21 protein-coding genes and 1 tRNA gene are annotated in these 25,785 nt (G+C 60.2%); 16 read left to right on the plus strand and 6 right to left on the minus strand.

The features are described 5' to 3' along the window. Window positions 1-78: 78 nt before the first annotated feature. Window positions 79-3,822, minus strand: a complete 3,744-nt coding sequence (locus tag G6L97_RS01310; protein ID WP_111782802.1) for a PAS domain-containing sensor histidine kinase — start codon at window positions 3,820-3,822, stop codon at window positions 79-81. Window positions 3,823-4,183: 361 nt separating this feature from the next. On the opposite strand from G6L97_RS01310, the gene G6L97_RS01315 reads away from it, so the two are divergent. The 3 genes from G6L97_RS01315 (at window position 4,184) to G6L97_RS01325 (ending at window position 6,795) form a co-directional block, all read left to right on the plus strand. Next, window positions 4,184-4,260 (plus strand) — tRNA-His (locus G6L97_RS01315). 166 nt (window positions 4,261-4,426) lie between these two features. Next, window positions 4,427-6,058 (plus strand): Ppx/GppA phosphatase family protein, encoded by a 1,632-nt coding sequence (locus tag G6L97_RS01320; RefSeq protein ID WP_003515160.1) that lies wholly within the window; start codon window positions 4,427-4,429, stop codon window positions 6,056-6,058. Next, window positions 6,055-6,795 carry an RlmE family RNA methyltransferase gene (locus G6L97_RS01325; protein WP_111782801.1) on the plus strand — a complete coding sequence of 247 codons (741 nt, stop codon included), beginning with the start codon at window positions 6,055-6,057 and terminating at the stop codon, window positions 6,793-6,795. The genes G6L97_RS01320 and G6L97_RS01325 overlap by 4 nt, the downstream gene beginning before the upstream one ends. On the opposite strand, the gene G6L97_RS01330 is transcribed toward G6L97_RS01325, so the two are convergent. Beyond that, window positions 6,796-8,193 carry an MDR family MFS transporter gene (locus G6L97_RS01330; RefSeq protein ID WP_003515163.1) on the minus strand — a complete coding sequence of 466 codons (1,398 nt, stop codon included), beginning with the start codon at window positions 8,191-8,193 and terminating at the stop codon, window positions 6,796-6,798. 193 nt (window positions 8,194-8,386) lie between these two features. Here G6L97_RS01330 and G6L97_RS01335 point away from each other — a divergent pair, with 193 nt between their 5' ends. The 5 genes from G6L97_RS01335 (at window position 8,387) to G6L97_RS01355 (ending at window position 13,861) form a co-directional block, all read left to right on the plus strand. Continuing rightward, window positions 8,387-9,388: an MBL fold metallo-hydrolase gene (locus G6L97_RS01335; RefSeq protein WP_162632877.1), complete on the plus strand. Its 1,002-nt coding sequence runs from the start codon at window positions 8,387-8,389 to the stop codon at window positions 9,386-9,388. 284 nt (window positions 9,389-9,672) lie between these two features. Then, window positions 9,673-11,178, plus strand: coding sequence for an IMP dehydrogenase (gene guaB, locus G6L97_RS01340; protein ID WP_003515165.1), 1,506 nt, complete (start codon window positions 9,673-9,675; stop codon window positions 11,176-11,178). Between the two features lie 114 nt (window positions 11,179-11,292). Further along, window positions 11,293-11,694 carry an MAPEG family protein gene (locus G6L97_RS01345; protein ID WP_162686728.1) on the plus strand — a complete coding sequence of 134 codons (402 nt, stop codon included), beginning with the start codon at window positions 11,293-11,295 and terminating at the stop codon, window positions 11,692-11,694. Window positions 11,695-11,843: 149 nt separating this feature from the next. Further along, window positions 11,844-12,872, plus strand: a complete 1,029-nt coding sequence (gene adhP, locus G6L97_RS01350; protein WP_003515167.1) for an alcohol dehydrogenase AdhP — start codon at window positions 11,844-11,846, stop codon at window positions 12,870-12,872. 110 nt (window positions 12,873-12,982) lie between these two features. Continuing rightward, window positions 12,983-13,861 (plus strand): dienelactone hydrolase family protein, encoded by an 879-nt coding sequence (locus tag G6L97_RS01355; RefSeq protein WP_065703851.1) that lies wholly within the window; start codon window positions 12,983-12,985, stop codon window positions 13,859-13,861. A gap of 44 nt (window positions 13,862-13,905) precedes the next feature. Here G6L97_RS01355 and moaB read toward each other — a convergent pair whose 3' ends face one another. From moaB to G6L97_RS01375, 4 genes are all read right to left on the minus strand, one after another. Then, on the minus strand, window positions 13,906-14,451 hold the full coding sequence (gene moaB, locus G6L97_RS01360) for a molybdenum cofactor biosynthesis protein B (RefSeq protein WP_162686719.1): 546 nt from the start codon (window positions 14,449-14,451) through the stop codon (window positions 13,906-13,908). Window positions 14,452-14,477: 26 nt separating this feature from the next. Next, complete coding sequence (locus G6L97_RS01365) at window positions 14,478-15,362, minus strand: 4-(cytidine 5'-diphospho)-2-C-methyl-D-erythritol kinase (RefSeq protein WP_111782796.1); 885 nt, start codon at window positions 15,360-15,362, stop codon at window positions 14,478-14,480. Between the two features lie 6 nt (window positions 15,363-15,368). After that, entirely contained in the window at window positions 15,369-17,213 is a 1,845-nt protein-coding gene (locus tag G6L97_RS01370; protein ID WP_111782931.1) for a tetratricopeptide repeat protein, read from the minus strand. Between the two features lie 191 nt (window positions 17,214-17,404). Continuing rightward, window positions 17,405-18,421, minus strand: a complete 1,017-nt coding sequence (locus G6L97_RS01375; RefSeq protein WP_026330625.1) for a polyprenyl synthetase family protein — start codon at window positions 18,419-18,421, stop codon at window positions 17,405-17,407. Window positions 18,422-18,532: 111 nt separating this feature from the next. Between G6L97_RS01375 and G6L97_RS01380 the strand changes: the two genes are divergently transcribed. From G6L97_RS01380 to G6L97_RS01415, 8 genes are all read left to right on the plus strand, one after another. Next, entirely contained in the window at window positions 18,533-18,763 is a 231-nt protein-coding gene (locus G6L97_RS01380) for a putative signal transducing protein (protein WP_003515173.1), read from the plus strand. Between the two features lie 6 nt (window positions 18,764-18,769). Further along, window positions 18,770-19,570 (plus strand): tRNA1(Val) (adenine(37)-N6)-methyltransferase, encoded by an 801-nt coding sequence (locus G6L97_RS01385; RefSeq protein ID WP_019564271.1) that lies wholly within the window; start codon window positions 18,770-18,772, stop codon window positions 19,568-19,570. 87 nt (window positions 19,571-19,657) lie between these two features. Further along, entirely contained in the window at window positions 19,658-20,527 is an 870-nt protein-coding gene (locus G6L97_RS01390; protein WP_164876645.1) for a S49 family peptidase, read from the plus strand. 20 nt (window positions 20,528-20,547) lie between these two features. Next, entirely contained in the window at window positions 20,548-20,742 is a 195-nt protein-coding gene (locus G6L97_RS01395; protein WP_003515179.1) for an NfeD family protein, read from the plus strand. A gap of 100 nt (window positions 20,743-20,842) precedes the next feature. Next, window positions 20,843-21,805, plus strand: a complete 963-nt coding sequence (locus tag G6L97_RS01400) for a glycine--tRNA ligase subunit alpha (protein ID WP_013635520.1) — start codon at window positions 20,843-20,845, stop codon at window positions 21,803-21,805. A 78-nt stretch (window positions 21,806-21,883) separates the two neighbouring features. After that, window positions 21,884-22,435, plus strand: a complete 552-nt coding sequence (locus G6L97_RS01405) for a LemA family protein (RefSeq protein ID WP_003515183.1) — start codon at window positions 21,884-21,886, stop codon at window positions 22,433-22,435. 84 nt (window positions 22,436-22,519) lie between these two features. Next, the gene (locus G6L97_RS01410; protein ID WP_080799348.1) at window positions 22,520-23,797 is read left to right on the plus strand and encodes a 3-phosphoshikimate 1-carboxyvinyltransferase; all 1,278 of its coding nucleotides are present in this window, start codon (window positions 22,520-22,522) and stop codon (window positions 23,795-23,797) included. Window positions 23,798-23,820: 23 nt separating this feature from the next. After that, entirely contained in the window at window positions 23,821-25,758 is a 1,938-nt protein-coding gene (locus tag G6L97_RS01415) for a DUF2207 domain-containing protein (protein ID WP_111784181.1), read from the plus strand. Window positions 25,759-25,785 lie beyond the last annotated feature (27 nt).

Consider the following 25,785-nt stretch of genomic DNA (forward strand, 5'->3'; position numbering starts at 1 on the left):
CCAGCCTGCTGTCCTGCGAAAGCCTCAACCGGCTGTCCGTTTAGCCGGCGGTTCCCGCATTGCTACGCCCGCATGGCCTCAGTTGGCAAGAACCCGCTGCGACGGAAAGGTAATTTCCACCAGCGTTCCCTCGTTCGGTGTCGAGGTGATGGAGAAGTTCGCACGGTTGGCGTCCACCATCGCCTTGGTCAAGGGAAGGCCGAGCCCGGTGCCATCGCCGCGCACGCGCTTGCCCGATGACGCCACCTGCCGGAACGGCTTCATGGCCTGTTCCAGCTCAGCCCGGGTCATGCCGATGCCCGTATCGCGGATACGCAGCGCGACGCTGCCATTGGCCTCATAGGCGGTGGAAACCACGATCTGGCCGCCTGATGGCGTGAAGCGGATGGCGTTCGACAGGATGTTGAGCACGATCTGCTTGATCGAGCGCAGGTCGGCAACGATCTGTGGAACGGATTGCGAAAGCGCCGTGCGGATGATGACACGCTGATTGTTGGCCTGCGGCTGCACCAGCGAGACCGCCTCGGCCACCGTCTCGTTCAGCGGAACCGCGATGAAATCGACATCCATCTGCCCGGCTTCGATCTTGGAGATGTCGAGGAGGTCGTTGACGATATCGAGCACATGCCGGCCCGAACGTCCGATATCATTGGAATATTCCACATAACGCGGATGACCGATCGGCCCGAAACGCTCGGTCGCCATCATGTCCGCAAAGCCGATGATGGCGTTGAGAGGCGTGCGGATTTCGTGGCTGACACGCGCAAGAAAATCGGTCTTGTGCGCATTGGCGGTTTCCGCCGCGCGCTTGGCGTTGCGTAACTCTTCTTCCGTGCGCTTCCACTGGGTGATGTCACGGATGACCACGCAATAGCCGTGCGAGGATTTGAGCCGCCCGATCGTCATGAACAGCGGCAGAAAACCGCCGGATGCCTCGCGGCCGATCACCTCGCGGCCATCGTTCAGCACGCTGGCGACACCGTTATTGGCAAGGCCGGAAAGATAGTCCAGCACCGCGCGCTGGCTCTCATGCGCAAACAGGGTGACGAAGGGCTTTCCTGCGATTTCGCCATTGTCGTAGTTGAATAGCGCACTGGCGGAGCGATTGAGCGAACGGATTTCGCCGTCGTCTCCCAAAAGCACCACGCCATCCGTTGCCGTTTCCAGAATGGAATGCAGTTCTTCGACTTCGCCCTGCAATACGGAAACGCTGCCTGCGTCGGCATTCGCGGTTTCGGCCGCTGACGTATTCTCGTTGGCTGCCGTAACCGGTGCCTGCTTTTCTTCCAGCGGAACCAGCGACAGCATCAGTGCCTTGGTGTCTTCCCAGCGGATGGATTGCAGCCGTGCCTTGACCGGAATGATGTCATTTTCGGCGCTGACGACGACCATGCCGCCTTCGTTATCAGGCATATCCTCAAGCTCCTGCCGTTGCAGCAGGGCTTCCAGTCCACCGACCTCGTCCAATTCATCAAGAGAGCCGTAGCCCGTCAGCCGCAGGAAATCCGGATTGGCATGGATCAGCCTGTCACCGGCATGCACCAGCAGTGCCACGGGCATCTGGTCCAGCGTTTCGGCGCTCAGCGCATCGGCGGGGCGCAGCGGTGGGCTAACCATCGCAGCGGCGATATCGGCCGCCGGTACCACCTCGGTGAAGGCGACTGTCTTTTCTTCGATCTGGATTTCATCGGCAGGCTTGTTCGTGGCCGCAGGGCGTTCGCCGCGAACATAGTCCGCGAAGAGATCGTCTTCCTCAGCCGGTTCTGCGACATTAACGTCTTCTTCCAGCACGGGCGGCAGGTCCACCTGCGTTACCGCGTCGATATCGTCTTGGATATGCTGTGCAGCCGGATCGGTAGAAGGAGCGTCTTCTTCCGCCTTCGGGCCTTCGTCTGAAACGGCATCTACGGGTGCCAGCGTCCGGCCAATTTCGCGGAAGGCGGCCTGCTCGCCTGCGGTCAGGCCCTCGCGGGAGCGCCAGCGGCGCTCTTCCAGATGGACGACCTTGTCGGAGGTTGGCTCCGGCTCTGGTTCCGGGGTCGGTACGATTGCCAAGGCCGGCACTTCGAATTCCGGCGGGCTGTAATCGTGGGGCCGCTCTTCGTCCGAAATCTCGGCTGGCGCATCTTCAGCGGCCGGGATTTCCGCATCGAGCTCATCGAGAAAAGCCAGCAATTCCTCGTCTTCATCCTCGGCAGCCGGCTGCGGCAAAACCTCGGTTTGAAGGGCGTCTTCGCCGTGCAGGAAGGTGAGGCCGGTGGCGTGCGGATCCTCTGCGGCATCGGCCAGCCGCACGATGCCGAAACCACGGAAACCGTCAAATTCGCGCGAGCGCGTATAGGTGGGAAGGGCGGCGAGATCGATCGGCACCATGAGAGACGTGCCTTCAACCGGCCAATAGATCGTCTTGCCAGACCAGGTATCACGGCGGCCGAGAAGCTCGCGAATCTTGCCTTCCGGATCGAGATTGAACAGTGCCGCCACATCGGCAAAACTCATGCCTTCGACAGCTGCCGCCTTCGCGCCCACAGCCTCCGCAAATTCGTGCGAGATCGAGCTGAAGCGGCCCTCGGCATCGATTTTCCAGACGAAACGGGATGCACGCGCACCGGCGTTGAAGACAAAAGGCTGGGGTTCGTCGGTCGGTTCCACGTCCGCCGGGAGATCCTCTTCAACGGGTGCAGCGGTCTGCGCCGCTATTGTTTCAGCGACCTCATCTTCCGCCTCTGCGCGCTCCACGTCCGGGGCCTGTTCGGTATGGTCTTCGCTGGAAGCCTGGCCAGCTGCCGGAACCTCTGCCTCATCCGCATCCAGTTCAAAGAGATCGGCAATATCGTCCGTCATCGCCGCATTCGCAGCCGTATCGGCATCCTCCAGCGGGACATCCGCCGGAGCATCCGTTTCTTCTTCTGCTGCAAGTAATGGCAGGACGGTTTCCTCATCCTGTTCCACCGTCACTTCGTCTTCGACGTCGGAAGGCAGTTCCGGCACGTCCTCCACATCTTCTATCCCGGCGACGGCGTCGAGCACGGAATCGAACGAGGCAGCCGTTGCGGCAACAGGCGCGGTCTCGGCGACCGGCAAAACCGGTTGGGCGGCGGCCGGGGTTTCCTGCGGCTTGTCTTCGGCAAAGCCGTTAACGGGATCGAGCGTCCCGAGCGCGGTTTCGACCACGAACAACAGATTGAGTTCTGGCGATGTCGTGATCTGGCCGGCGGCGGCGGGCATGTAACCCTTGCCGGTCGGCACGGGCCGTTTGACGAGGTGGCCAGCCTGACCTGCGGCCATCCTAACCAGCGTCCTTGCCGTATGCGGCGTGATGCCGAGCGACGCAAACTTGGCCGAAGCGGCAACGACCTCGTTATCGCCATTGATGACAGCGATATGGATATCGGGATCGTCAAAGCCTTCAATCATGCGCCTTGCGCATTCCGCCGTGTCAGGTGCGGCCTGATCGGTGAGGGCGGAAAACAGAATAGCAGGCTGGCCCGGTTCGGCCTCGATGATTTCCGCCTTGGCGGTAACGGCAAGACTGCGGAAGCCGGCATTGATACGAATGGTAAACGGCAGGCTGTCGCCCGTCTTCGAAAGACGCGCAGCCGTCGCGGCCAGCTGCCGGAAGGTCACGTCCTGCCGTTTGGGCCCCTGTTCCAGAAAATCATAGACCATCGGCGTGCCGAACAGCGCTGCACCGCGCCCATTGGCCCAGAGCGCGCTCTGAAGATCGAGCGAGAACAAAGCCATCGCCTCGCCGCGCCCGAAACCTTCGCGCACCCGTTCATGCACTGCGATATCGATAAAGGGATACTGGACGGCGGGCATGTCGAAACCTATTCTGGCACTACCGGACCTTGCGAGGCTTTCGGCTTCCTCATGAAGCTGAAACGTAAACCCGCTGAGGCACCACGTTAACAGAATTTTAAATAACTTCACAGGGCGGCGCGGTCCACCGCCGCCTGAATGAATCGCCAAATAGAGTTAACATGAACAGGCCCGGCGAGACCCGTTCTGGCCCCGTTCCAGATTGCAAGCGGTATACCCGGCTATCGACTGTTGCCAGCTCTGGCGCCATGAAAACGGCTTGCCTTTCCAAGCCTTTTTTCGCAAAATTCGCTGAAGGACTTGCAAATAGCGAAAACACCTTTTATGTCACCCCCCGTGGCGCCGGTTCGGCGTTTGATGTGCGGTTGTAGCTCAGTTGGTTAGAGCGCAGGTTTGTGGCACCTGAGGTCGGAGGTTCGAGACCCCCCAACCGTACCATCTCCAATTTCCTAAAATTCCTGAAAATCATTGCAGCGATTTCAAACCCGATTTGGGTTATCGCAAACGCATGTCTTTGCTGCGCGTCGACTGTGCGGTTTCCTCCCTTCCAAAAACCATTTGGCTAAAATCTCTTGCGCTGGTATTGTCCGCCCAACGAAACCTTATGAAAGCCAGCAGCATAGCGTCTACGCTTGTGCGCGGCGAAATGGACAAGACAGTGATCGACCCCGGAAACGGCCCAAAGCCGTCGGAACAAGGGGCGTCGGTGGCAAACAAAGGGAAAGCGAAGCGATCCCGTCGTGGCAAGAAAAACAGGCGTGACGGTAAACCCCGTGACGTTGCTGTGCTGTCGCATGATGTTGCCGCGGATGTTCCGGCCGGTTCCCCCTATGTATCGGCTCTCGAGCCGGATGCCGAACCGCGCAAAAGAAAGCGGCGTCGGCGTTCCCGTGGCAAAGGCACCTCCCATCAGACGCCGCCTGCTGCCAGTGAACAGCCAGAGGCTGTCGTCGCAACGGATGCCACCAATCCATCCTCCGTGCCGCCTGCCGGTGGTCGCAAGTCGCGTAACCGCAAGCGGGCTCACCGTGATCCGCGCAGCCGCGATCCGCAGGGTCGCCCGCTGGTTCCCTCCCATGCGCCCCGACATGTCGGCAAGCAGAACGGTCGCGCCAATGGGACGGCTCAGGAACCGCACCGGCAACAATCCGAAATGTCCGCCCGTCACGGCGCCCGCCATCAAGAGCATGGCTCCGAATTCGCAACGGACATGTATGCGGCGCTCGATCTCGGAACCAATAATTGCCGACTGCTGATCGCGCAGCCGACACGGCCCGGCCAGTTCCGGGTCGTCGATGCCTTTTCGCGCATCGTCAGGCTGGGCGAGGGGCTGGTATCGACCGGCCGTCTTTCAGACGATGCCATGGATCGCGCGGTGGAGGCTCTCAAGGTCTGCTCCTCGAAACTTGCTGGACGCCCGATCAGGCGTATGCGCCTCATCGCCACCGAAGCTTGCCGGGCAGCAACCAATGGCGAGGAGTTTCTGGAGCGGGTTACCCGGGAAACCGGGCTCAAGCTTGAGATCATCAGCCGCGAGACGGAAGCGCGTCTCGCCGTTTCGGGTTGCGCCTCCCTGGTCGGGCGTGAAGCCCGTTCGGTGGTACTTTTCGATATAGGCGGCGGATCGTCGGAAATCGCGGTCATCAAGGTCGGCGAAAACCGTTCCAACCGGCTCGCCAACCACATCACCCACTGGACATCGTTGCCGGTCGGCGTTGTTACCCTCTCGGAACGCCATGGCGGCCGCGATGTGACGCCGGATGTGTTTGCCGCCATGGTGCGGGAAGTCGAAGGGCTGCTGGATGCCTTCCAGTGCCCGCCTCTGGCGCCGCTTGCGCATCACGAGGATTTTCACCTGATCGGAACCTCGGGTACGGTGACGACGCTTGCGGGCGTTCACCTCGACCTGCCGCGCTACGATCGCCGCAAGGTGGATGGCCTCTGGCTTTCAGATACCGAGGTGACGGCGATGCAGGACAAGCTTCTGGCATGGGATTTTGCCGGCCGCGCCGCCAATGCCTGCATCGGTCCTGACAGGGCCGATCTGGTTCTGGCCGGCTGCGCCATCCTCGAGGCCATTCGCCGTCGCTGGCCGGCGCGGCGCATGCGTGTGGCCGATCGCGGGCTGCGCGAAGGCCTGTTGACGGATATGATGGCGGATGACGGCGCATGGCGGCGTAACCGGATAAGGCGCATGCAGATGGCACGGCAGGACAGAACGGAAGGTTTGACATGAGCAAGGCGCCCACAAGCACCAATCGCACCGGCCGAAAGATCGGTCAGAAGGTCAAGAAGACCAAGCTCAAGGCCTCATCGCGCCGCTGGCTGGAACGTCATATCAACGACCCCTATGTGCAGCGCGCCAAGCTTGAAGGCTATCGCGCCCGCGCCGCCTTCAAGCTTCTGGAAATCAACGACAAGCACCAGATCCTGAAGGGCGCCACCCGCATCATCGACCTTGGTGCGGCACCCGGAAGCTGGTCGCAGATCGCTTCTAAGGTTACCGATTCCACGGAGGATGATATCCGCGTCGCCGCTATCGATTTTCTCGAAATCGATCCCATCCCCGGCGTGAAGATCCTGCAGCTCGACTTCCTCGATCCGACCGCACCGGACCAGTTGATGCAGGCCGTTGGCGGCACGCCGGATCTGGTACTGTCCGACATGGCGGCACCAACTACGGGCCACCAAAAGACGGACCACATCCGCACCATGCATCTGTGCGAAGTCGCGGCCGATTTCGCGGTTCAGGTGCTGGCGGAAGGCGGCCATTTCCTCGCCAAGACCTTCCAGGGCGGCACGGAAAAGGCCTTGCTCGACATGCTGAAGAAGAACTTCAAGCAGGTCCTGCATATCAAGCCGGCGTCCTCGCGCTCGGAATCGGTCGAAATGTTCCTGCTCGCCAAGCATTTCAAGGGCCGGACAGCCGAAACGCAGTCCGTTATGCACGTGGATGAGGCGGACGAAGACTAATCACTCTGCCGGTTGCGAGACCTTGCCGCGGTGGCCGGAAACGGCCGCGCCCGCTTGCGCGTCCATGCGGATGATCGGCACGATTGCAAACAGCGAAACGAGCGCCACGATGGTGAAGGCAACGTGGAAATCGGCGAGCTGCAGATGCGAGCCAGATAACATGCTGCTGACTTCCAGGATGGCGGCTGCGAAAGCCACGCCGAGCGCAAGGCTGATCTGTTGCAGCACGGATGCCATCGAAGTTGCCTGACTTGCCTGGCTGTCGTCTATATCGGAATAGCTGAGCGCGTTGGATCCGGTAAAGAAGAAGGAACGGGCAAAGCCCGCCGTGACCAGGCAGATCATGATCAGCGGGTAGGGCGTTTCCGGCGTGAAGAAGCTGTTGGCGAGCGTCGTGAAGGCGCCGACGATGCCGGCTCCGATCAGCGTTGATCTGAACCCCGTTGCGGCAAAGACCCGCTTGGCCATGAATTTCGTGGTGATCGCGCCGATTGCCCCGGCAAAGGTGATCATGCCTGACTGAAACGGGTTGAGCCCGAAACCGATCTGCAACATCAACGGCATCAGGAAGGGAATGGCGCCCGTGGAAATGCGGAAGGCGGTGCCGCCAACGGTGGCCGCCCGGAATGTCGGGTTGCGGAAAATGCGGAAATCCAGAATGGGGGCAGGGTGGTTTGCCGCGTGGCGCACATAAAGAAAGCCGCAGATGAAACCGATGACCGTCGAGGCGATGCCGATGGCGGGCGGCAGTGCAGGAAGGCTGACGACCGAGACGCCGAAAACCACGCCCGATGCTGCGAGACCGGATAACACGAAACCCTTGCCGTCCATCGGTGGCGGATTGGTGGTCTCGATTTCCGGCAGGAAGATCGTCGACAGCCAGATGCCGATGACGCCGATGGGCACGTTGATGAGGAAAATCCAGTGCCATGAAAAATAGGTGGTGATGAAACCGCCGATCGGCGGGCCGGTCAGAGGCCCGACAAGCGCCGGTATCGTCAAAAGCGCCATGGCGGAAACCAGTTCGCTGCGTTGCGTCGTCCGCAGGAGGACGAGGCGGCCAACGGGCGTCATCATCGCCCCGCCCATGCCTTGCAGGAAGCGCGAAACGACGAATTCGAATACCGATGACGAGACTGCGCAGCAGATCGAACCGACGACGAAGACGCCGATGGCGAAACGGAAGATTTTCTTCGCGCCGTATTTGTCGGCCATCCAGCCGCTGATGGGAATGAAGATCGCCAGCGACACCATATAGGCCGTCAGTGCGAGCTTGAGCGTGATCGGACCCACATGAAGATCGGCCGCAATGGCTGGAAGCGATGTGGCGATGACGGTGGAGTCCATCTGCTCCATGAAGAGAGCGACTGCCAGGATCAGGGGAATGATGCGGTTCATGAGGCTGCCTGCGGCTCTCCGCTGCGACAATGGTATCGCAGTTCCTCCTACGCCTGATGGGCCGACTTGCCAACACGTTAATTATCAATTTCTGAAGTTCCGATCAAACCTGCGTGAGGCCGGTTTTCTTGCAACTTTCTCGCTCTATTGTCCGTTGGGCAAAGTGACATTGGCGAGAATCGGGAGAAAAATGATGACTCAATCCTTGAGCATGAGCAGACGCGGCCTTATCGGTGTGGCGGGAGCAAGCGTTCTCGGCGCGCCGCTTTTGATGGCGCGCACCGCAACGGCGCAGACGAACCAGCCGCAAACTTCCATGGAGATCAAACACGCCATGCCGCCTGAAACCAATCGCTTCAAGCTTGGTAATTTCGAAGTGCTTGTCGTGAAGGATGGCGCGCGCGCCGCGCCCAATCCGGGCGAGACCTTCGGCACCGATCAATCGGCGGAAACCGTCGGCAAGCTGCTGGAAGACAATTTTCTGCCGAAGGAGCAATTCGTCAATTCCTTCTCGCCGGTTCTCGTAAATACCGGCACGGACCTCGTGCTGTTCGACACGGGTTTCGGCGAGTCCGGCCGTGGCGCTGGTAATGGCCGTCTTATCGAAGGCATGGCGGCTGCCGGTTACTCTCCTGAGGACGTGACCGTGGTGGTGCTGACCCATATGCACGGAGACCACATTGGCGGATTGATGGAAAAGGGCGCGCCGGCCTTCTCCAAGGCGCGTTATGTTTTCGGCCAGGCGGAATATGATTTCTGGACGGACGAGAAGCGGGTTGGCACGCCTGCCGAAGGCGGCCAGAAGGGCGTCATCGCCAACGTCAAACCGCTGGCGGAAAAGGCGACCTTCATCGGCGACGGCGCTGACGTGGTTTCCGGCATCACCGGCATTGCGGCGTTTGGCCATTCGCCGGGCCACATGATCTTCCGTGTCGAATCGGAAGGCAAGCAGCTGATCCTGACGGCTGACACGGCCAACCATTTCGTCCTGTCGCTGCAAAAGCCGGATTGGGAAGTGAAGTTCGACATGGACAAGGCGGCGGCCGCTGCAACCCGCAAGAAGGTCTACGACATGATCGCCACGGACCGGCTGCCGTTCCTCGGCTATCACATGCCTTTCCCGGCTGTCGGTTACGCGGAAAAGCTGGATACGGGGTACCGTTTCGTGCCGAAGTCCTACCAGTTCGACATCTGATGCATATCGCGCAAAAGCGTTAAGCGGTTTTGCGATAACGACATGCGTAAAAACAAGCAGTTAAAGCGCGTCGTGCGGAACAGGGATCCACAGGACGCTCTTTAACGCCTGCTGCAATGCAGCAACAGAATAAGCCCGGAAGGTCATTCCGGGTTTTTTCTATTTCCTTCCTGTCATGAACGTGTTACCAGCCCTCGCCAACTTCCAAGCAATCCTTGCAGGGCGCCGGGGTGAACTTTTCGTTCCGGGACGGCCACGCATTTTCATTATGAAGGAATTTGGTCATGGCACGCATCATTCAAACACCCACTGGTTTGGACGCTCTCACATTTGACGATGTGTTGCTGCAACCCGGGCATTCCGAGGTTATGCCGGGACAGACGAATATCGCCACCCGCATTGCCCGTGATATCGATCTCAACCTGCCGATCCTCTCTTCCGCCATGGACACGGTCACGGAAGGCCGCCTTGCCATCGCCATGGCGCAGGCCGGCGGCATCGGCGTCATCCACCGCAACCTTACCCCCATCGAACAGGCCGAAGAAGTCCGGCAGGTAAAGAAGTTCGAGAGCGGCATGGTCGTCAACCCGGTCACCATCGGCCCGGATGCCACGCTGGCAGAAGCACAGGCTTTGATGAAGGCGCACGGCATTTCCGGCATTCCGGTGGTTGAAAACGGCGGTGCAGGCGGCCACAAGAATGGCCGTCTCGTCGGCATTCTGACAAACCGCGACGTGCGTTTCGCATCCGATCCGCAGCAGAAGATCTATGAACTGATGACCCGCGAAAACCTTGTCACGGTCAAGGAAAGCAGCGTCGATCAGCAGGAAGCGCGCCGTCTGTTGCACAAGCACCGCATTGAAAAGCTGCTGGTGGTGGATGGAAAGGGCAATTGCGTCGGCCTCATCACCGTCAAGGATATGGAGAAGTCGCAGCTCAACCCCAACGCCACCAAGGATGCGCAGGGCCGTCTTCGCGCCGCTGCCGCAATCAGCGTCGGTGCCGATGCCATCGAGCGCGCAGAACGCCTCATCGATGCCGGTGTTGACCTTCTGGTCGTCGATACCGCGCATGGCCATTCGCAGCGCGTGCTCGATGCCGTTTCGGTGGTCAAGAAGATGTCGAACTCCGTTCGCATCATCGCCGGCAATGTTGCGACCGCTGACGGCACCAAGGCACTGATCGATGCCGGCGCCGATGGCGTCAAGGTCGGTATCGGCCCCGGTTCCATCTGCACCACCCGTATCGTCGCCGGCGTTGGCGTTCCGCAGCTTGCTGCGATCATGGCCTCGGTCGAAGTGGCCAATGCTGCAGATATTCCTGTCATCGCCGATGGCGGCATCAAGTTCTCGGGCGATCTGGCGAAGGCTATTGCCGCCGGCGCCTCCGCCGTCATGATCGGCTCGCTTTTGGCCGGCACGGATGAAAGCCCGGGCGAAGTGTTCCTCTATCAGGGCCGTTCCTTCAAGGCCTATCGCGGCATGGGTTCCGTTGGCGCCATGGCGCGCGGCTCCGCCGACCGTTATTTCCAGGCGGAAGTGCGTGACACGCTGAAGCTCGTTCCGGAAGGTATCGAAGGTCAGGTTCCCTATAAGGGTCCGGTCTCCGGCGTCCTGCACCAGCTGGCCGGTGGCCTGAAGGCTGCCATGGGTTATGTCGGCGGCGGCACGATCAAGGAATTCCAGGAGCGCGCCACCTTCGTGCGCATTTCCAGCGCGGGCTTGCGCGAAAGCCACGCCCATGACGTGACGATCACCCGCGAAAGCCCGAACTACCCCGGCGCGGTTTGATCTTTCGAACCGAATCCGCAACAACATAGTCTCAGTATTTGGCGCTCCCCGATCCACGCCGGATCGGGGAGCGTTATTGTGATTGGAGGAGAAAGCATGTCACCAACGACCGCAATGTTCTGGCCGATGATAGCCCATGCATTTCTCGTGTTCGTTCTTTACGCCCTACTGCTTTACCGCCGCAAAAAATACACGCTGACGGACCGTGATACCGCGCTCAGATATCGCGATACGGGACAGGAAGGGCGCGAAAGCTATCTGGTCAACCGAAACATTGCCAACCAGTTCGAGCTTCCGGTTCTCTTCCACCCCGTCTGCCTGCTGCTTTATATTACCGACGCGGACAATATCGTTACCGCCGTTCTGGCCTGGCTGTTCGTGATTTCCCGTTATGCGCACTCCTTCGTTCACGTCACCAGCAACCGTCTGCGTTATCGTGCGCCATTGTTCGCGATTGGTTTCGCGCTTCTCGTCTGCCTCTGGGGCTGGCTCGCCATCTGGTTGGCGCTGGAGTGAGATGGCACCGTAAGGTTGCTTCATAAGTGAGACAATCGCGCCTCTAAAATGCTGCGATTTGCGATGGGTCAATTCCGTGACGCCCCATCCCCGGTAGTCTCTGCCTCGCCGTCGACAATTTCAGGCGAGCAGAGATTAGGGAGTATGTCATGGCTAAAACAATGAAGGCCGCGGTTGTCCGCGCATTTGGCAAACCGCTGACCATCGAGGAAGTGGCGATACCGGATCCCGGCCCGGGTGAAATTCTCATCAATTACAAGGCGACCGGCATTTGCCACACGGACCTGCACGCCGCAACGGGCGATTGGCCGGTCAAACCCAATCCACCATTCATCCCCGGCCATGAAGGCGTCGGCTACGTCGCCAAGATCGGCGCTGGCGTGACCGGCATCAAGGAAGGCGACCGCGCCGGCACGCCGTGGCTTTATACCGCCTGCGGATGTTGCATTCCGTGCCGTACCGGCTGGGAAACTCTTTGCCCAAGTCAGAAGAACTCGGGTTATTCCGTCAATGGCAGCTTTGCGGAATACGGGCTTGCCGATCCGAAATTCGTTGGCCGACTTCCCGACAATCTGGAATTCGGCCCCGCTGCACCCGTGCTCTGCGCCGGTGTCACCGTCTACAAGGGTCTCAAGGAAACCGAAGTGAGGCCCGGCGAATGGGTGGTCATATCGGGCATTGGCGGGCTTGGTCATATGGCCGTGCAATATGCCAAGGCCATGGGCATGCATGTCGTTGCCGCCGATATTTATGACGACAAGCTGGAGCTTGCGAAAAAGCTGGGCGCGGATTTCACCGTCAACGGTCGGGCGCCGGATGCGGTGGAACAGGTGCAGAAGGCGACCGGCGGCGTCCACGGCGCGCTCGTGACGGCGGTTTCGCCCAAAGCCATGGAGCAGGCCTACGGTTTCCTGCGCTCCAAGGGCACGATGGCACTTGTTGGCCTGCCGCCGGGCTTCATCTCCATTCCGGTTTTCGAAACGGTGCTGAAGCGCATCACGGTGCGTGGCTCCATCGTCGGCACAAGGCAGGATCTGGAGGAGGCGCTTTCCTTCGCTGGTGAAGGAAAGGTAGCCGCCCACTTCTCCTGGGACAAACTCGAAAACATCAACGACATCTTCCGTCGAATGGAAGAGGGCAAGATCGACGGCCGTATCGTCGTGGACCTTGCCGCCTGAGACAGATGACCAGCGGTGGCGCTCACGCAAAAGTGTGCCGCCGCTTGTTCACCGGGCGGCGATCTGCGCTATCCTCCCTGTGCATCTGCGCGTTCAGGGAGAAGAGAGCGATGGACGACAAGCCGAAGATTACACAGGCCATGATCGACGCTTACGATGAATATACCCATCTCAGCCTCGATCGCCGCAAATTCATGGAAAAGCTCAGCCTGCTTGCCGGGTCCGGCGCAGCTGCTGCCGCAATCGCGCCGCTTCTTTCGGCCAACAGCGCCCGTGCGGCAATCGTTGCGCCTGATGATGCGGGTATCGTTGCGGAAGAGGTGACCTATCCCGCCCCCGGGGGCGAGATGAAAGGCTATCTCGTCACGCCGAAATCGGTTTCCGGGCCCATTGGCTCGGTCATCGTCATCCATGAAAACCGGGGCCTGAACGACCATATCCGCGATGTGGCAAGACGCGTGGCGCTTGCGGGGTTCAGGGCGCTTGCGGTTGATTTCCTGTCGCCGCAGGGCGGCACGCCTTCGGATGAAGATAAGGCACGGGAGATGTTCAGTGGCCTCGATATGGAGGCAACAGTCGCCAATGCCGAAGCCGGTCGGGTGTGGCTCGCCGCAAGGCAGGGTGCGAACGGCAAGGTTGGTGCGGTCGGTTTCTGCTGGGGCGGCGGGCTGGTCAACCGGTTCGCCACCAAATCGGCAGGCCTGAATGCCGGCGTCGCCTATTACGGCCAGCAGCCGCCGGCGGCCGATGTGCCTGCTATCAAGGCGCCCCTGCTGTTACAGTATGCCGGTCTGGACGAGCGCATCAATGCCGGTATCGACGCCTATAAAAAGGCACTGGAGCAAAACGGCAAAACCTTCGAAATCTTCGTTTATGACGGCGTCAACCACGCCTTCAACAACGATACGTCCTCGGCGCGATACGACAAGGCCGCGGCCGATCTCGCCTGGGGCCGGACGACGGAGTTCTTCAAAAAATATCTGGCGTAGTGGGGTTTCGGTCCGCTGTGACGGACAACCCCTGAAATCCCGCTCTAGACGCCGCCAGCCCCGCGTTTCAAATGCTCATCAAGCCGGGGCATGATCTCAACGAAATTGCAGGGCAGGTGGCGGTAATCGAGCTGGGCTTTGAGAATACCGTCCCAGGCATCCTTGCAGGCGCCGGGAGAGCCGGGCAGCACGAAGATGAAGGTGGCGTTTGCCACGCCGCCGGTCGCCCGTGACTGGATGGTGGCGGTGCCGATCTTTTCATAGGAAATGCGATGGAAGATGGCAGAAAAGCCGTCCATGCGCTTTTCGAACAGGGGTTCCAGCGCCTCGGGTGTCACGTCGCGGCCTGTAAAGCCGGTGCCGCCGGTGGTGATGACCACATCCACGCTCCCGTTGAGCGTCCAGTCGCGCACGGTGTTGAAAATAGCAGCCTTGTCGTCTGCCACGATGGTGCGGGCGGCGACCTTGTGTCCGGCTTCCTCTATGCGTGCGACTAGCGTGTCGCCGGACTTGTCATTCTCAAGCGTGCGGCTGTCCGAAACGGTCAGAACCGCGATGCCGAGGGGGATGAAGAGTCTTTCGCCTGCCATGGCCTTATCCTCGAATTGTGTTGTCTTCAGATGGTCCGCGTCGCCTGAAAATACCAGCCGGGGCGCTTGTTTCGAAGCGATGTTTCCGCTTTTCGGGCGGCCTCGAAGGAATGAAATAGTCCAAAACAGGTGGCGCCCGAACCGGACATGCGCACAAGGGAAGCACCTTCCTGCAACAGCATGCCGGCGATTGCGCCGATCTCCGGCAGGAGCGCCTTGGCGGGGACTTCCAGATCGTTTCGGCTTTGCGCCAGAAAATCCATCCAGCCGCCTTCTTTCCGCTCCGGCAGGGGCGGGTTGGCCTTGTCGAGCAATCGCCGAAAAATCTCCGGCGTCGAGACCGCTTTCAGAGGGTTGGCCAGCACCAGAAAGAATTCCGGCAGATCGGAGACCGGCTCGATATCCTCGCCGATACCTCGTGCGATGAGTGGGCGACTTTCAAGGCACATCGGCACGTCAGCGCCAAGCGCAAGCGCGATGTGTGCGAGATTTTCAGGAACAATCCCGGCATTCCAGTGCCGCAACAGCGCCCGCAGTGTCGCTGCCGCATCCGCTGAGCCGCCGCCAATGCCGGAGGCGACTGGCAGGTTCTTTTCGAGATGGATGGCAACCGGGCGTGCCGATTGACCTGCCGCCACAAGCGCATCACGCAAAAGGTCTCTGGCACGGACGACGAGATTGTTGCCGCCATCGCCTGCGCGCAGCAGATCGCCAAACGGGCCGGAGATGGAGAAAGTGTCGGCATCGGCATCGCGAACATGGATCGCGTCGCCTGCTTCGGTGAAGGTCACCAGCGTCTCGAGCAGATGATAACCATCTGCCCGCTGACCGATTACATGCAGTGCCACATTGATCTTGGCCGGGGCCGCCTCGGTTGTTTCGACAGCCCCGGTAATGTCATCCGCGCGCATGTCGCGTCAGGATTTCTTGTCCGGGGCAGGGGCAACAGGGGCCGGTGCTGGCGGAGCCGGCGGCTGCGGCGCGGCCTCCTTCTTGGCGGTGTTTTCGGCGTCCTTTTCCAGCGGCGGCAGGCCGTTGGCAATCTTTTCCTTCACCTTGGCCTTGTCCAGATCGTCATTGTCGCCAATCAGCGCGCGGTTCCACTGATACACGGCCTCGATCTTGCGACCGACACGCCAGTAGGCATCGCCCAGATGATCGTTGATGGTCTGATCGCCGGCCTTTAGCTCGATTGCCCGCTCCAGTTCCGTCACGGCCTGGTCAAACGCGCCCAGCCGGAAATGCGCCCAGCCAAGCGAGTCGACGATATAGCCGTCATTCGGCCGAAGCTCGACCGCGCGGCTGATCATCTTCATCGCTTCGTCGAGGTTGATACCCTTGTCCACCCAGGAATAGCCGAGATAGTTCAGCACCTGCGGCTGTTCCGGGTTGAGTTCGAGCGCACGCTTGAAGTCCGGCTCGGCCTTGTCCCATTCCTTCAGGCGCTCATGGGCGATGGCGCGCTGGAAGAACACGGTCCAGTCCGACTTCTGCGGCACGGCACCGATCACTTCGACAGCCTTGTCGTAGTTTTCGGCCATAGCCTTGTAGTCCTTGGCGTCGGAAAGCACGCTGCCATAGGCGAGGTAAGAACGGATATCCTTCGGATCGGATTGCAGCAGGGATTGCAGGTGGTTGCGCGCTTCCTCCACCTTGCCCGTCTGCGCCAGCGTCAGCCCGAGCTGCAACTCGGAGATACGGTGCATCGGCGAATCCTTCGGCACGTCGCGGTAGAAGGCGATGGCGCGGTCGGGCTGTTTCATCGCCTCGGCAAGTCCGCCGAGAAGGATCAGCGTATCGGCGCTTTGCGGATCGAGCGCCCGCGAGGTCTGAAGGTAAAGCGTGACGATCTCTTCGGCACCTTCGCGGTTCAGCGCGCCCGCGATGGAAAACATCACGGAAGCCGCGCCTTCAACGGCATTGGTTATCTGCTGCGGCGGCTTCTCGCCCTTCTCGATGGATTGGCGAAGCGCTTTGAGCGGCGCATAGTTCGGCGCAAAAGTGTCGCCGACCGCAATTGCGTCCAGCGCCTTCTGCTTGTTGCCGGCTGAAGCCTCCAGCCGTGCAAGCGCCATCACCGCGCGCATATAGGTGTCGGAAGCGGTTGCCCCGCCTTCACGATCCGTCACGGCCTCATTGAGGCTCTTGCGGGCAGCATCTGTGTTGCCGGAGACAAGGGCGATCGCCGCGGCATTGTATTTCTGGAAAATCGAAATCCAGCCCGGACCCTTCATGTTGTTGACGAGGGCCAGCGCTTCCTTGGGCTTGCCTGAACCGGCGCGCGCCCATGCCGTCAGAAGCGTGTTGACCATGCGGTCGAGATCGTTCGGGCCGGTATATTTCAGGATTTTCTCGGCCTTGACGAATTCCTTGTCCTTGATGGCGTCGAGGCCGCGCACGATGGTCGTCACGCGTTCGACGGAGGTATCGTCCTTCATCGAATCGGCAATCTTGGCGCCAGCCTCGAAATTGCCGCTCAACAGTTCGGCGATCATCAGGCGCTGGCGGATTTCCGAATTGGCCGGATCGAATTCCAGCGCCTTCTTGTAGAGCGAAATCGCGGTGGGGTAATCCTGATCGACATCGGCATTGCGCGCGGCAAGGAATGCGCCGGAGAAGGTATTTACCTTGGCAGGATCGAAAGTAACGGCCTTGGCTTCCGTTTTCGTCTCCGCAAAGCCGGGGCTTGAACCCGCGCCAAGTGCGAGAGCGGCGGCAAGAGCCGCGCTGCAGAGAAGACGAAGTGCTGGTTTACGCCGCATGAGGGAACCTTTGCCTTTGTGCAGAAGCACGGAAAAATCAGTTTCCATTGTTTGGTCACGATAGAATGGCTTTTTTGAAGCAACCCCGCAAGAAATTATGGCCCGCGCCACAATCTCCCCTTGCGGGACACCCAGTCCGAAACAGCGGCGGACGGTCTTGTCCATCCGCCGTTTGCCTGAGGCCTCCAGCGTCAGTTGAGACGCTCGATGCAGAAGTCGATGACTTCCAGAAGCGCGTTTTTCCACGGGCTTTCCGGCAGCGGTGCAAGCGCATCGCGGGCAATGGTGCCGTAATGCGTGGCGCGGCCGATCGTATCGCCAAGACCGTTGTATTTGGTGATGAGACCGAGCGCCTTTTCGAGGTTTTCGTCGCTGCTTTCACCCTTTTCGATGGCGTTGCGCCAGAAGGCGCGCTCATCCTGCGTGCCGCGGCGATAGGACAGGATGACCGGCAGGGTTATCTTGCCCTCACGGAAATCGTCACCCGTATTCTTGCCGAGATCGGCGGATTTGCCACCGTAATCCAGCACGTCGTCAACGAGCTGGAAGGCAAGGCCGAGATTCATGCCGTAGGATTTCAGCGCGCTGCGGCTTGCCTTGTCGGTTTTGGCGACGATGGGGCCAACTTCCGCGGCCGCTGCAAAAAGGGCGGCCGTCTTGGCGCGAATCACCTGCAGATAATCGTCCTCGGTCGTTTCCATGTTCTTGGCGACCGAAAGCTGCAGCACTTCGCCCTCGGCGATGACCGAAGCGGCGGTGGACAGCACATCGAGCGCATCCAGCGAGCCGACGTCCACCATCATGCGGAAGGCTTGGCCGAGCAGGAAGTCGCCGACGAGAACGCTTGCCTGGTTGCCCCAGATGGTGCGGGCGGTGGACTTGCCACGGCGCAGATCGCTTTCATCCACCACGTCGTCATGCAGCAGCGTCGCCGTGTGCATGAATTCCACGCTGGTGGCGAGCTTGATATGGTGGTCGCCCTCGTAACCGAACATCGAGGCAGAGGCCAGCGTCAGCATCGGCCGCAGGCGTTTGCCTCCGGACGAGATCAGATGGTTGGCCACCTCAGGTATCATCTGGACATCGGAACCGGCTCTGGAAAGGATAAGCTGGTTCACCCGTTCCATGTCGGCACGGGTCAGGTCGACAAGCGGCTTGACGGATGCGAGTTTGTTTTTGCTTTCTTCAAGCGGTATGACGACGCCCAAGGGACAGGACTCCTGTTCGAATTTGAGTTCGACAATAAAAACTGGCGCCTGTCGCGGCAAGGGGCGAATTGCCGCTAGCCATTCAAAAAAATGGGAATTTGGGGCTTATCCATGCGTGAACTGATCCGTACCAACGATGCCGTGCTGTTATCCTTCGCCGAAAGCCTGATGAAGGACGCTGGCATCCATTGCCTTGTCGCCGATCAGGCAATGAGCATTCTGGAAGGTTCGCTCGGTCTTTTGCCCCGCCGGTTCCTGGTGGAGGAAGACCGCGCCGGTGAGGCCCGCCGCATTCTCGTGGATGCCGGTCTGGGCGACGAATTGCGCAACGAAGAGGCGTAAACGAACGTGGGCGGCGAGATTTCGGAAACTTTGGATGCGTTTCACCGGGGCCGTTTTCATATTCTCCAGCCCAAGGGCAGGGGACACCGCGCCGGCATGGACGCCATGCTTCTTGCCTCGATGGTGGCGGACGAGCGCGCATGCCGCATAGCCGATCTCGGCGCGGGCGCGGGCGCGGCAGGTTTCGCTGTCGCCACGCGGCTTGAAAAGGCCGAAGTGACCCTGTTCGAACGTTCGCCGGAAATGGTGGAATTTGCCCGCCGCAGCCTGGCATTGCCGGAAAATGCCGCTTTTTCCGCCCGTGTCAGCGTGCGTGAGGCTGACGTGACACTGCGTGGCAAGGCGCGCGTCGAGGCCGGACTGCCGGACGGGCATTTTCACCACGTCATCATGAACCCGCCCTATAACGATGCAGGTGACCGCCGCACGCCCGATGCGCTGAAGGCTGAGGCCCACGCCATGACGGAGGGCCTGTTCGAGGACTGGATCAGGACCGCAGGTGCGATCACGGTTCCAGGCGGGCAGCTTTCCCTTATTGCACGGCCGCAATCGGTGGCGGAGATCATTGCCGCGTGTGGCAGCCGTTTCGGCGGCATAGAGATCACACTCATCCACCCACGCCCCGGTGAGGACGCGGTGCGCATGCTCGTAACAGCGATCAAGGGGTCACGGGCGCGGCTGTCGTTCCGGGCGCCGCTCGTCATGCACGAGACCGGTAGCCATGCTTTCACGCCCATCGTGGATGATCTGAATAATGGCCGCACCGCCTATCGCCGTAATGTAAAGGCAATCGGGCCTGGCCTATAAATTCGCCGTTCCTCCGGCCGCAAACCATTGTGTTTTGCAGGGCAATACATACATCCGTGACGAACAGGCAAATGCTGCGAGGAGTGAATTGTGGGTTTTCTGAAGTATCTGGTGCCGAAACGCTTTCGCAAAAAAGAACTCGTCATCCCGGTTGTGCGCATGCATGGCGCAATCATGGCTGGCGGCAACCAGTTCCGCCCCGCTCTCAATCTTGCCTCCTATGCACCGCTGCTGGAAAAGGCCTTTGCCATCAAGGACGCGCCAGCTGTCGCCATTTCCGTGAATTCTCCCGGTGGCTCGCCGGTGCAGGCGCGAATGATCTATAATCGCATCCGCCAGCTTGCCGAGGAAAAGGACAAGAAGGTCCTGATTTTCGTTGAGGATGTGGCGGCCTCCGGTGGCTACATGATCGCGCTTGCCGGCGACGAGATCATCGCCGACCCCACCTCCATCGTCGGATCGATCGGCGTCGTTTCCGGTGGTTTCGGTTTCCCGGAAATGTTGAAGAAGATCGGGGTGGAGCGCCGCGTCTATACGGCCGGCGAGAACAAGGTCATCCTCGATCCCTTCCAGCCGGAAAAAGAGGGCGACATCGAATATCTGAAGTCGCTTCAGGTCGAAATCCACAATGTTTTCATCGATATGGTCAAGATGCGCCGCGGTGCAAAATTGAAGGGTGATGAGACGGTCTTCTCCGGCCTGTTCTGGACCGGTATGCGTGGCCTTGATCTCGGCCTGATCGACGGCTTGGGCGACATGAGGGAGGTTCTTCGTCGCCGTTACGGGACAAAGGTCAAGCTTCAGCTCGTCACCGGTGGGCGCTCGCTGTTCGGCAAAAAAGTGCCGGGCGTGAATGCGGCACTCGGCCTCAATGCCGAAAGGCTTGCGGCAGGCGCCGTCTCGGAACTTGCGGAAGTTGCCGAAGAAAAGGCATTGTGGTCGCGTTTCGGTCTATGATGTCGCAGGAATAGGGCCTTATGGCGCAGCTTATTACAATTGTTCTTCTGGTGGTGGGATCCGTCATCCTCTACCGCCGCTTCGTTCGCGATGCGGAAAAGCTTTCGGCAAAATCGAAGCAGCGCGAAAAGGAACGCGAAACCGGCGCCATCGGCACGCTGATTAAGGACCCCGAAACCGGCGAATACCGCGTGAAGCGTGAGGATGAGACGTAAGCCGGTGTCTCCACGCATAAATCCTTGACCCCTTCGCCATGCCGTGGCACCAGTCCGCATCCGAAGTAAGTCAGTGCTTACTTATCCTCACAACGCCGCGATGACTGCAATGACCGATATTCCAGACCATATGAACCCCAAGCGTTCCTTTCAGGCGCTGATCCTGACGCTGCACAATTACTGGGCCGACAAGGGCTGCGCGGTATTGCAGCCCTATGATATGGAAGTGGGCGCTGGTACGTTTCATCCGGCAACGACGCTGCGCGCGCTGGGCCCGAAGCCGTGGAAGGCTGCCTATGTGCAGCCCTCGCGCCGGCCTTCCGATGGTCGCTACGGTGAAAACCCCAACCGTTTGCAGCATTATTACCAATATCAGGTCATTCTGAAGCCCAACCCTTCCAACCTTCAGGAACTCTATCTCGGTTCGCTGAAGGCCATCGGTCTCGATCCGCTGCTGCATGATGTGCGCTTCGTCGAAGACGACTGGGAAAGCCCGACGCTCGGCGCCTGGGGTCTCGGCTGGGAGTGCTGGTGCGACGGTATGGAAGTGTCGCAATTCACCTACTTCCAGCAGGTCTGCGGCATCGAATGCTCGCCGGTCGCTGGCGAACTGACCTACGGTCTGGAGCGTCTGGCCATGTATGTTCAGGGCGTCGACAATGTCTACGACCTCAACTTCAACGGCCGCGAGGGTGAAGAGAAGATCTCCTATGGTGACGTCTTCCTGCAGGCCGAGCAGGAATACTCCCGCCATAATTTCGAATTTGCCGACACCGGCATGCTGCATCGTCATTTCATCGACGCGGAAAAGGAATGCCTGGCGCTTCTCGCCGCCGGTGCGCCGGGTGATGATGACAATCAGCGCCTGCATAAATGCGTGTTCCCGGCCTATGACCAGTGCATCAAGGCAAGCCATGTCTTTAACCTGCTGGATGCGCGCGGTGTGATCTCGGTGACGGAACGCCAGAGCTATATCCTGCGCGTGCGCACGCTGGCAAAAGCCTGCGGCGAAGCCTTCCTGCTCACGGATGCGGGCGGGTTGAACTGGAACAGGGCCGCCTGAACCTTTATGTAAGGCGGGGCAACAGTCTAACGTGCGGGTGCCGTTACGGCGCTCGCGCCTCTTGAGGAGGGGTCGGGAATGTTCATCACGCTGGCAATCATCGCGGCAATCGCGCTCTATGTCGTCTTCATCTATAACGGGCTCGTCAAGGCGAGGCAGATGAAGGAAGAGGCGTGGTCGGGCATCGACGTGCAGTTGAAACGCCGCGCCGATCTCATTCCCAATCTCATCGAGACCGTGAAGGGCTACGCGGCGCATGAAAAAAGCACCTTCGAGGAGGTGATTGCCATGCGCAACCGGGCCCAAGCCGTGCCGGCTGGCGATGTCGAAGGCCGCGCCCAGGCGGAAGGCATGCTGTCGCAGGCGCTCGGCAAGCTCTTTGCGCTGGCTGAAGCCTATCCTGATCTGAAAGCCAACACGAACTTTCTGGAATTGCAGCGCTCGCTGGAAACCATCGAGGGCGAACTGCAGATGTCGCGCCGTTATTACAATGGCGCCGCGCGCGATCTGAACGTCAGGGTGGAAAGCTTTCCATCCAATCTGATCGCCGGCCAGTTCGGTTTTGCCAAGGCGCCTTATTTCGAGATCGAAAACCCGGCAGACCGCGCCGTGCCGACCGTGAAATTCTAAGGTGACCGTTCCCCGGGGCCAAATCCTCCCGCCGACATTCCTGTATCCCGGCTCTCTGCCGCATTCTTTGACAAGACGACGATCATGATCGAACTGACCATCACCCCGCCCGGCCACCCGCTTTCCGGCAAGGTAGAGCCGCCCGGCTCCAAATCCATCACCAACCGCGCGCTTCTGCTGGCTGGCCTCGCCAAGGGAAAAAGCCGCCTAACCGGCGCGTTGAAGAGCGACGATACGCTCTATATGGCCGAAGCCCTGCGCGCCATGGGCGTTAAGGTGACAGAACCTGACGCCACGACCTTCGTGGTGGAGGGTACAGGCGTGCTTCAACAGCCGGAAAAGCCGCTTTTTCTCGGCAATGCCGGCACAGCCACGCGGTTCCTGACTGCGGCTGCAGCACTGGTGGATGGCGCCGTCATCATCGATGGCGACGAGCACATGCGCAAACGCCCGATCATGCCGTTGGTGGAAGCGCTGCGCGCCCTCGGCGTCGAAGCGGATGCGCCGACCGGCTGCCCGCCAGTTACCGTGCGGGGCAAGGGCATGGGTTTCCCGAAGGGCAGCGTCACAATCGACGCCAACCTCTCCAGCCAATATGTGTCGGCACTTCTGATGGCGGCCGCCTGCGGCGATAAGCCTGTCGATATCATCCTCAAGGGCGAGGAAATCGGCGCGAAGGGTTATATCGACCTCACCACATCAGCCATGGAAGCTTTCGGTGCGAAGGTGGAGCGGGTCAGCAACGCCATCTGGCGCGTACATCCGACCGGCTATACCGCGACCGATTTCCATATCGAACCGGATGCATCCGCCGCCACCTATCTCTGGGGCGCGGAGCTTCTTACCGCCGGTGCGATCGACATCGGCACGCCCGCCGACAAGTTCACCCAGCCGGATGCCAAGGCCTATGAGGTCATGGCGCAGTTTCCGCATCTGCCCGCTGAAATCGACGGTTCGCAGATGCAGGACGCCATTCCGACCATCGCCGTTCTCGCCGCGTTCAACGAAACGCCGGTACGTTTCGTCGGCATTGCCAATCTGCGTGTGAAGGAATGCGACCGTATCCGTGCCGTCTCGCTCGGCCTCAACGAAATCCGCAACGGTCTGGCGCATGAGGAAGGCGACGACCTGATCGTGCATGCCGACCCGGCGCTGGCGGGCCAGACGGTCGATGCCTCCATCGATACTTTTGCCGATCACCGCATCGCCATGAGCTTTGCGCTCGCGGCTCTGAAGATCGGCGGCATCGCCATCCAGAACCCTGCCTGCGTTGGCAAGACCTATCCGGGCTACTGGAAGGCGCTCGCCTCGCTCGGCGTCGACTATACCGAAAAGGAAAGTGCTGCCGAGCCGCAGCACTGAAACCGGCTGGAGGAGACCGCCCCGTGAAGACCATCGCCGCAAGACTTCTCGCGCTGCTTGTCTTCCTGGGCGCGACCTGCCCGGCCTTTGCGGAAGAATTCATCCGCTCCTATCATTCCGTCGTCGAGGTTGCGAAGAGTGGCGAACTGACGGTGACGGAAACCATCACCGCCCGTGCTGAAGGTCAGAACATCAAGCGCGGCATCTTTCGCGATTTCCCGCTTTATGCGCTGGATGCGAATAACCGACGCACCAAGGTGGATTTTAACGTCGTTTCCGTGGAGCGAGACGGCGCGCCGGAGAACTGGCGCACCGAGAATATCGATGGCGGTATCCGCATTTATACCGGCAGCGCCGACCGTTTTCTTCCGACCGGCGAGCATATCTTCCAGATCACCTACACCACCGCCCGGCAGATCCGTTATTTCAGCGACTATGACGAACTCACCTGGAATGTCACCGGCAATGGCTGGCAGTTTCCGATGGGTGAGATTTCCGCCACCATCACTTTGCCACAGGGCGTGAAGGCCACCGATACTGCCGTTTTCACCGGTCCACTCGGTGCCAAGGGCAAGGATGCGCGCATTTTGAGCGAAGGCAACGAGGTGTTTTTTGCCTCTACCCGCCCGTTTTCAGTAGGCGAGGGCATGACAGTTGCCGTGAAGTTACCGAAGGGCGCCATTGCCGCCCCCGACTCCTCCCAGGAGGCAGGTTGGTGGCTACGTGACAATCTTGCCATCCTGCTTTCGGGCGGCGGGCTTTTCGCAGTGCTGCTCTATTATCTGCGAGCATGGTTCGCGGTCGGCCGTGATCCGGCCAAGGGTGTAGTCGTGCCGCGCTGGGATGCACCGGAGGGGCTTTCGCCGGCTCTGGTCAATTACGTTGATAACAGGGGTTTTTCCGGCGCAGGCTGGACAGCGCTGTCCGCCTCGGCGCTTGATCTGGCGGTCAAGGGTTATGTCGTTCTGGAGGATCTGAAGAACTCCATAGTCATCCGCCGCACGCAAAAGCAGGCTGGGGCGGAGTTGCCGAGCGGGCAGAAGACGCTGTTGTCCTCCATCGGTGGTCCGGGCGAGACGCTCACCATCGACAAGGCGCATGGAACGGAAGTCGAAAAGGTCGGCAAGCAGTTTCGCGCGGCGATAGAAAAAGAGCACCGCGGCAAATATTACCGCAGCAATGCCGGTTACATCGTTTTCGGCATCTTCTTCAGCGTCGCCATAATCGTCGCGACGCTGGTGTTCGGTGATCTCGATGAAAGCGCCATTGCCGCCGTGCTGGTCTTCGGCTTTTTCGCCTTTTTCTTCAGCATCCTGTCGATCGGCATCGGCCGACAGTTCTCGCGTGGCGCGTCGTTGAGCAAGCGCATCGGCGGCATCGTTATGCTGGCCTTTGCCGGTTTTGTGGCTTTCTCGGTCATTGGCGGCATTGCCACGCAGATCCTGCTGGATGTGACGCATGACACCAAGTCGCTGGCGCTGGCCGCCATCGGCGGCATCGTGCTTACCAACGCGCTGTTCCTGTTCCTGATGGGTGCGCCGACGCCGCTCGGCCGCAAGCTGATGGACGGCATCGAGGGCCTCAGAACCTATCTGACGCTGGCGGAAAAGGACCGGATGAATATGGCGGACGCCCCCGCCATGTCGCCGCAGCATTTTGAGACATTGCTGCCCTATGCGGTCGCGCTCGGCGTGGAAAAACCCTGGAGCCGCACCTTCGAGACCTGGCTCGCGACAGCCGCCGCTGGTGCCGCCACGGCAAGTTATGCGCCCGGCTGGTATTTGGGCAGCAATTACGGCAGCTTCGGAGACCGGATTGGTGGGTTCTCCACTTCCATGGCGAATACAATCGCTTCCACCATTCCCCAGCCTGTCAGCTCATCTTCCTCCAGCTTTTCAGGTGGCGGTGGCGGTGGTTCTTCCGGTTCGGGCGGCGGCGGCGGTGGTGGTGGCGGCTGGTAACGTCCGCCGGCGGTAATTTAACCGATA

This window comes from Agrobacterium tumefaciens (assembly GCF_013318015.2).
Taxonomy (GTDB): Bacteria; Pseudomonadota; Alphaproteobacteria; order Rhizobiales; family Rhizobiaceae; genus Agrobacterium; species Agrobacterium tumefaciens.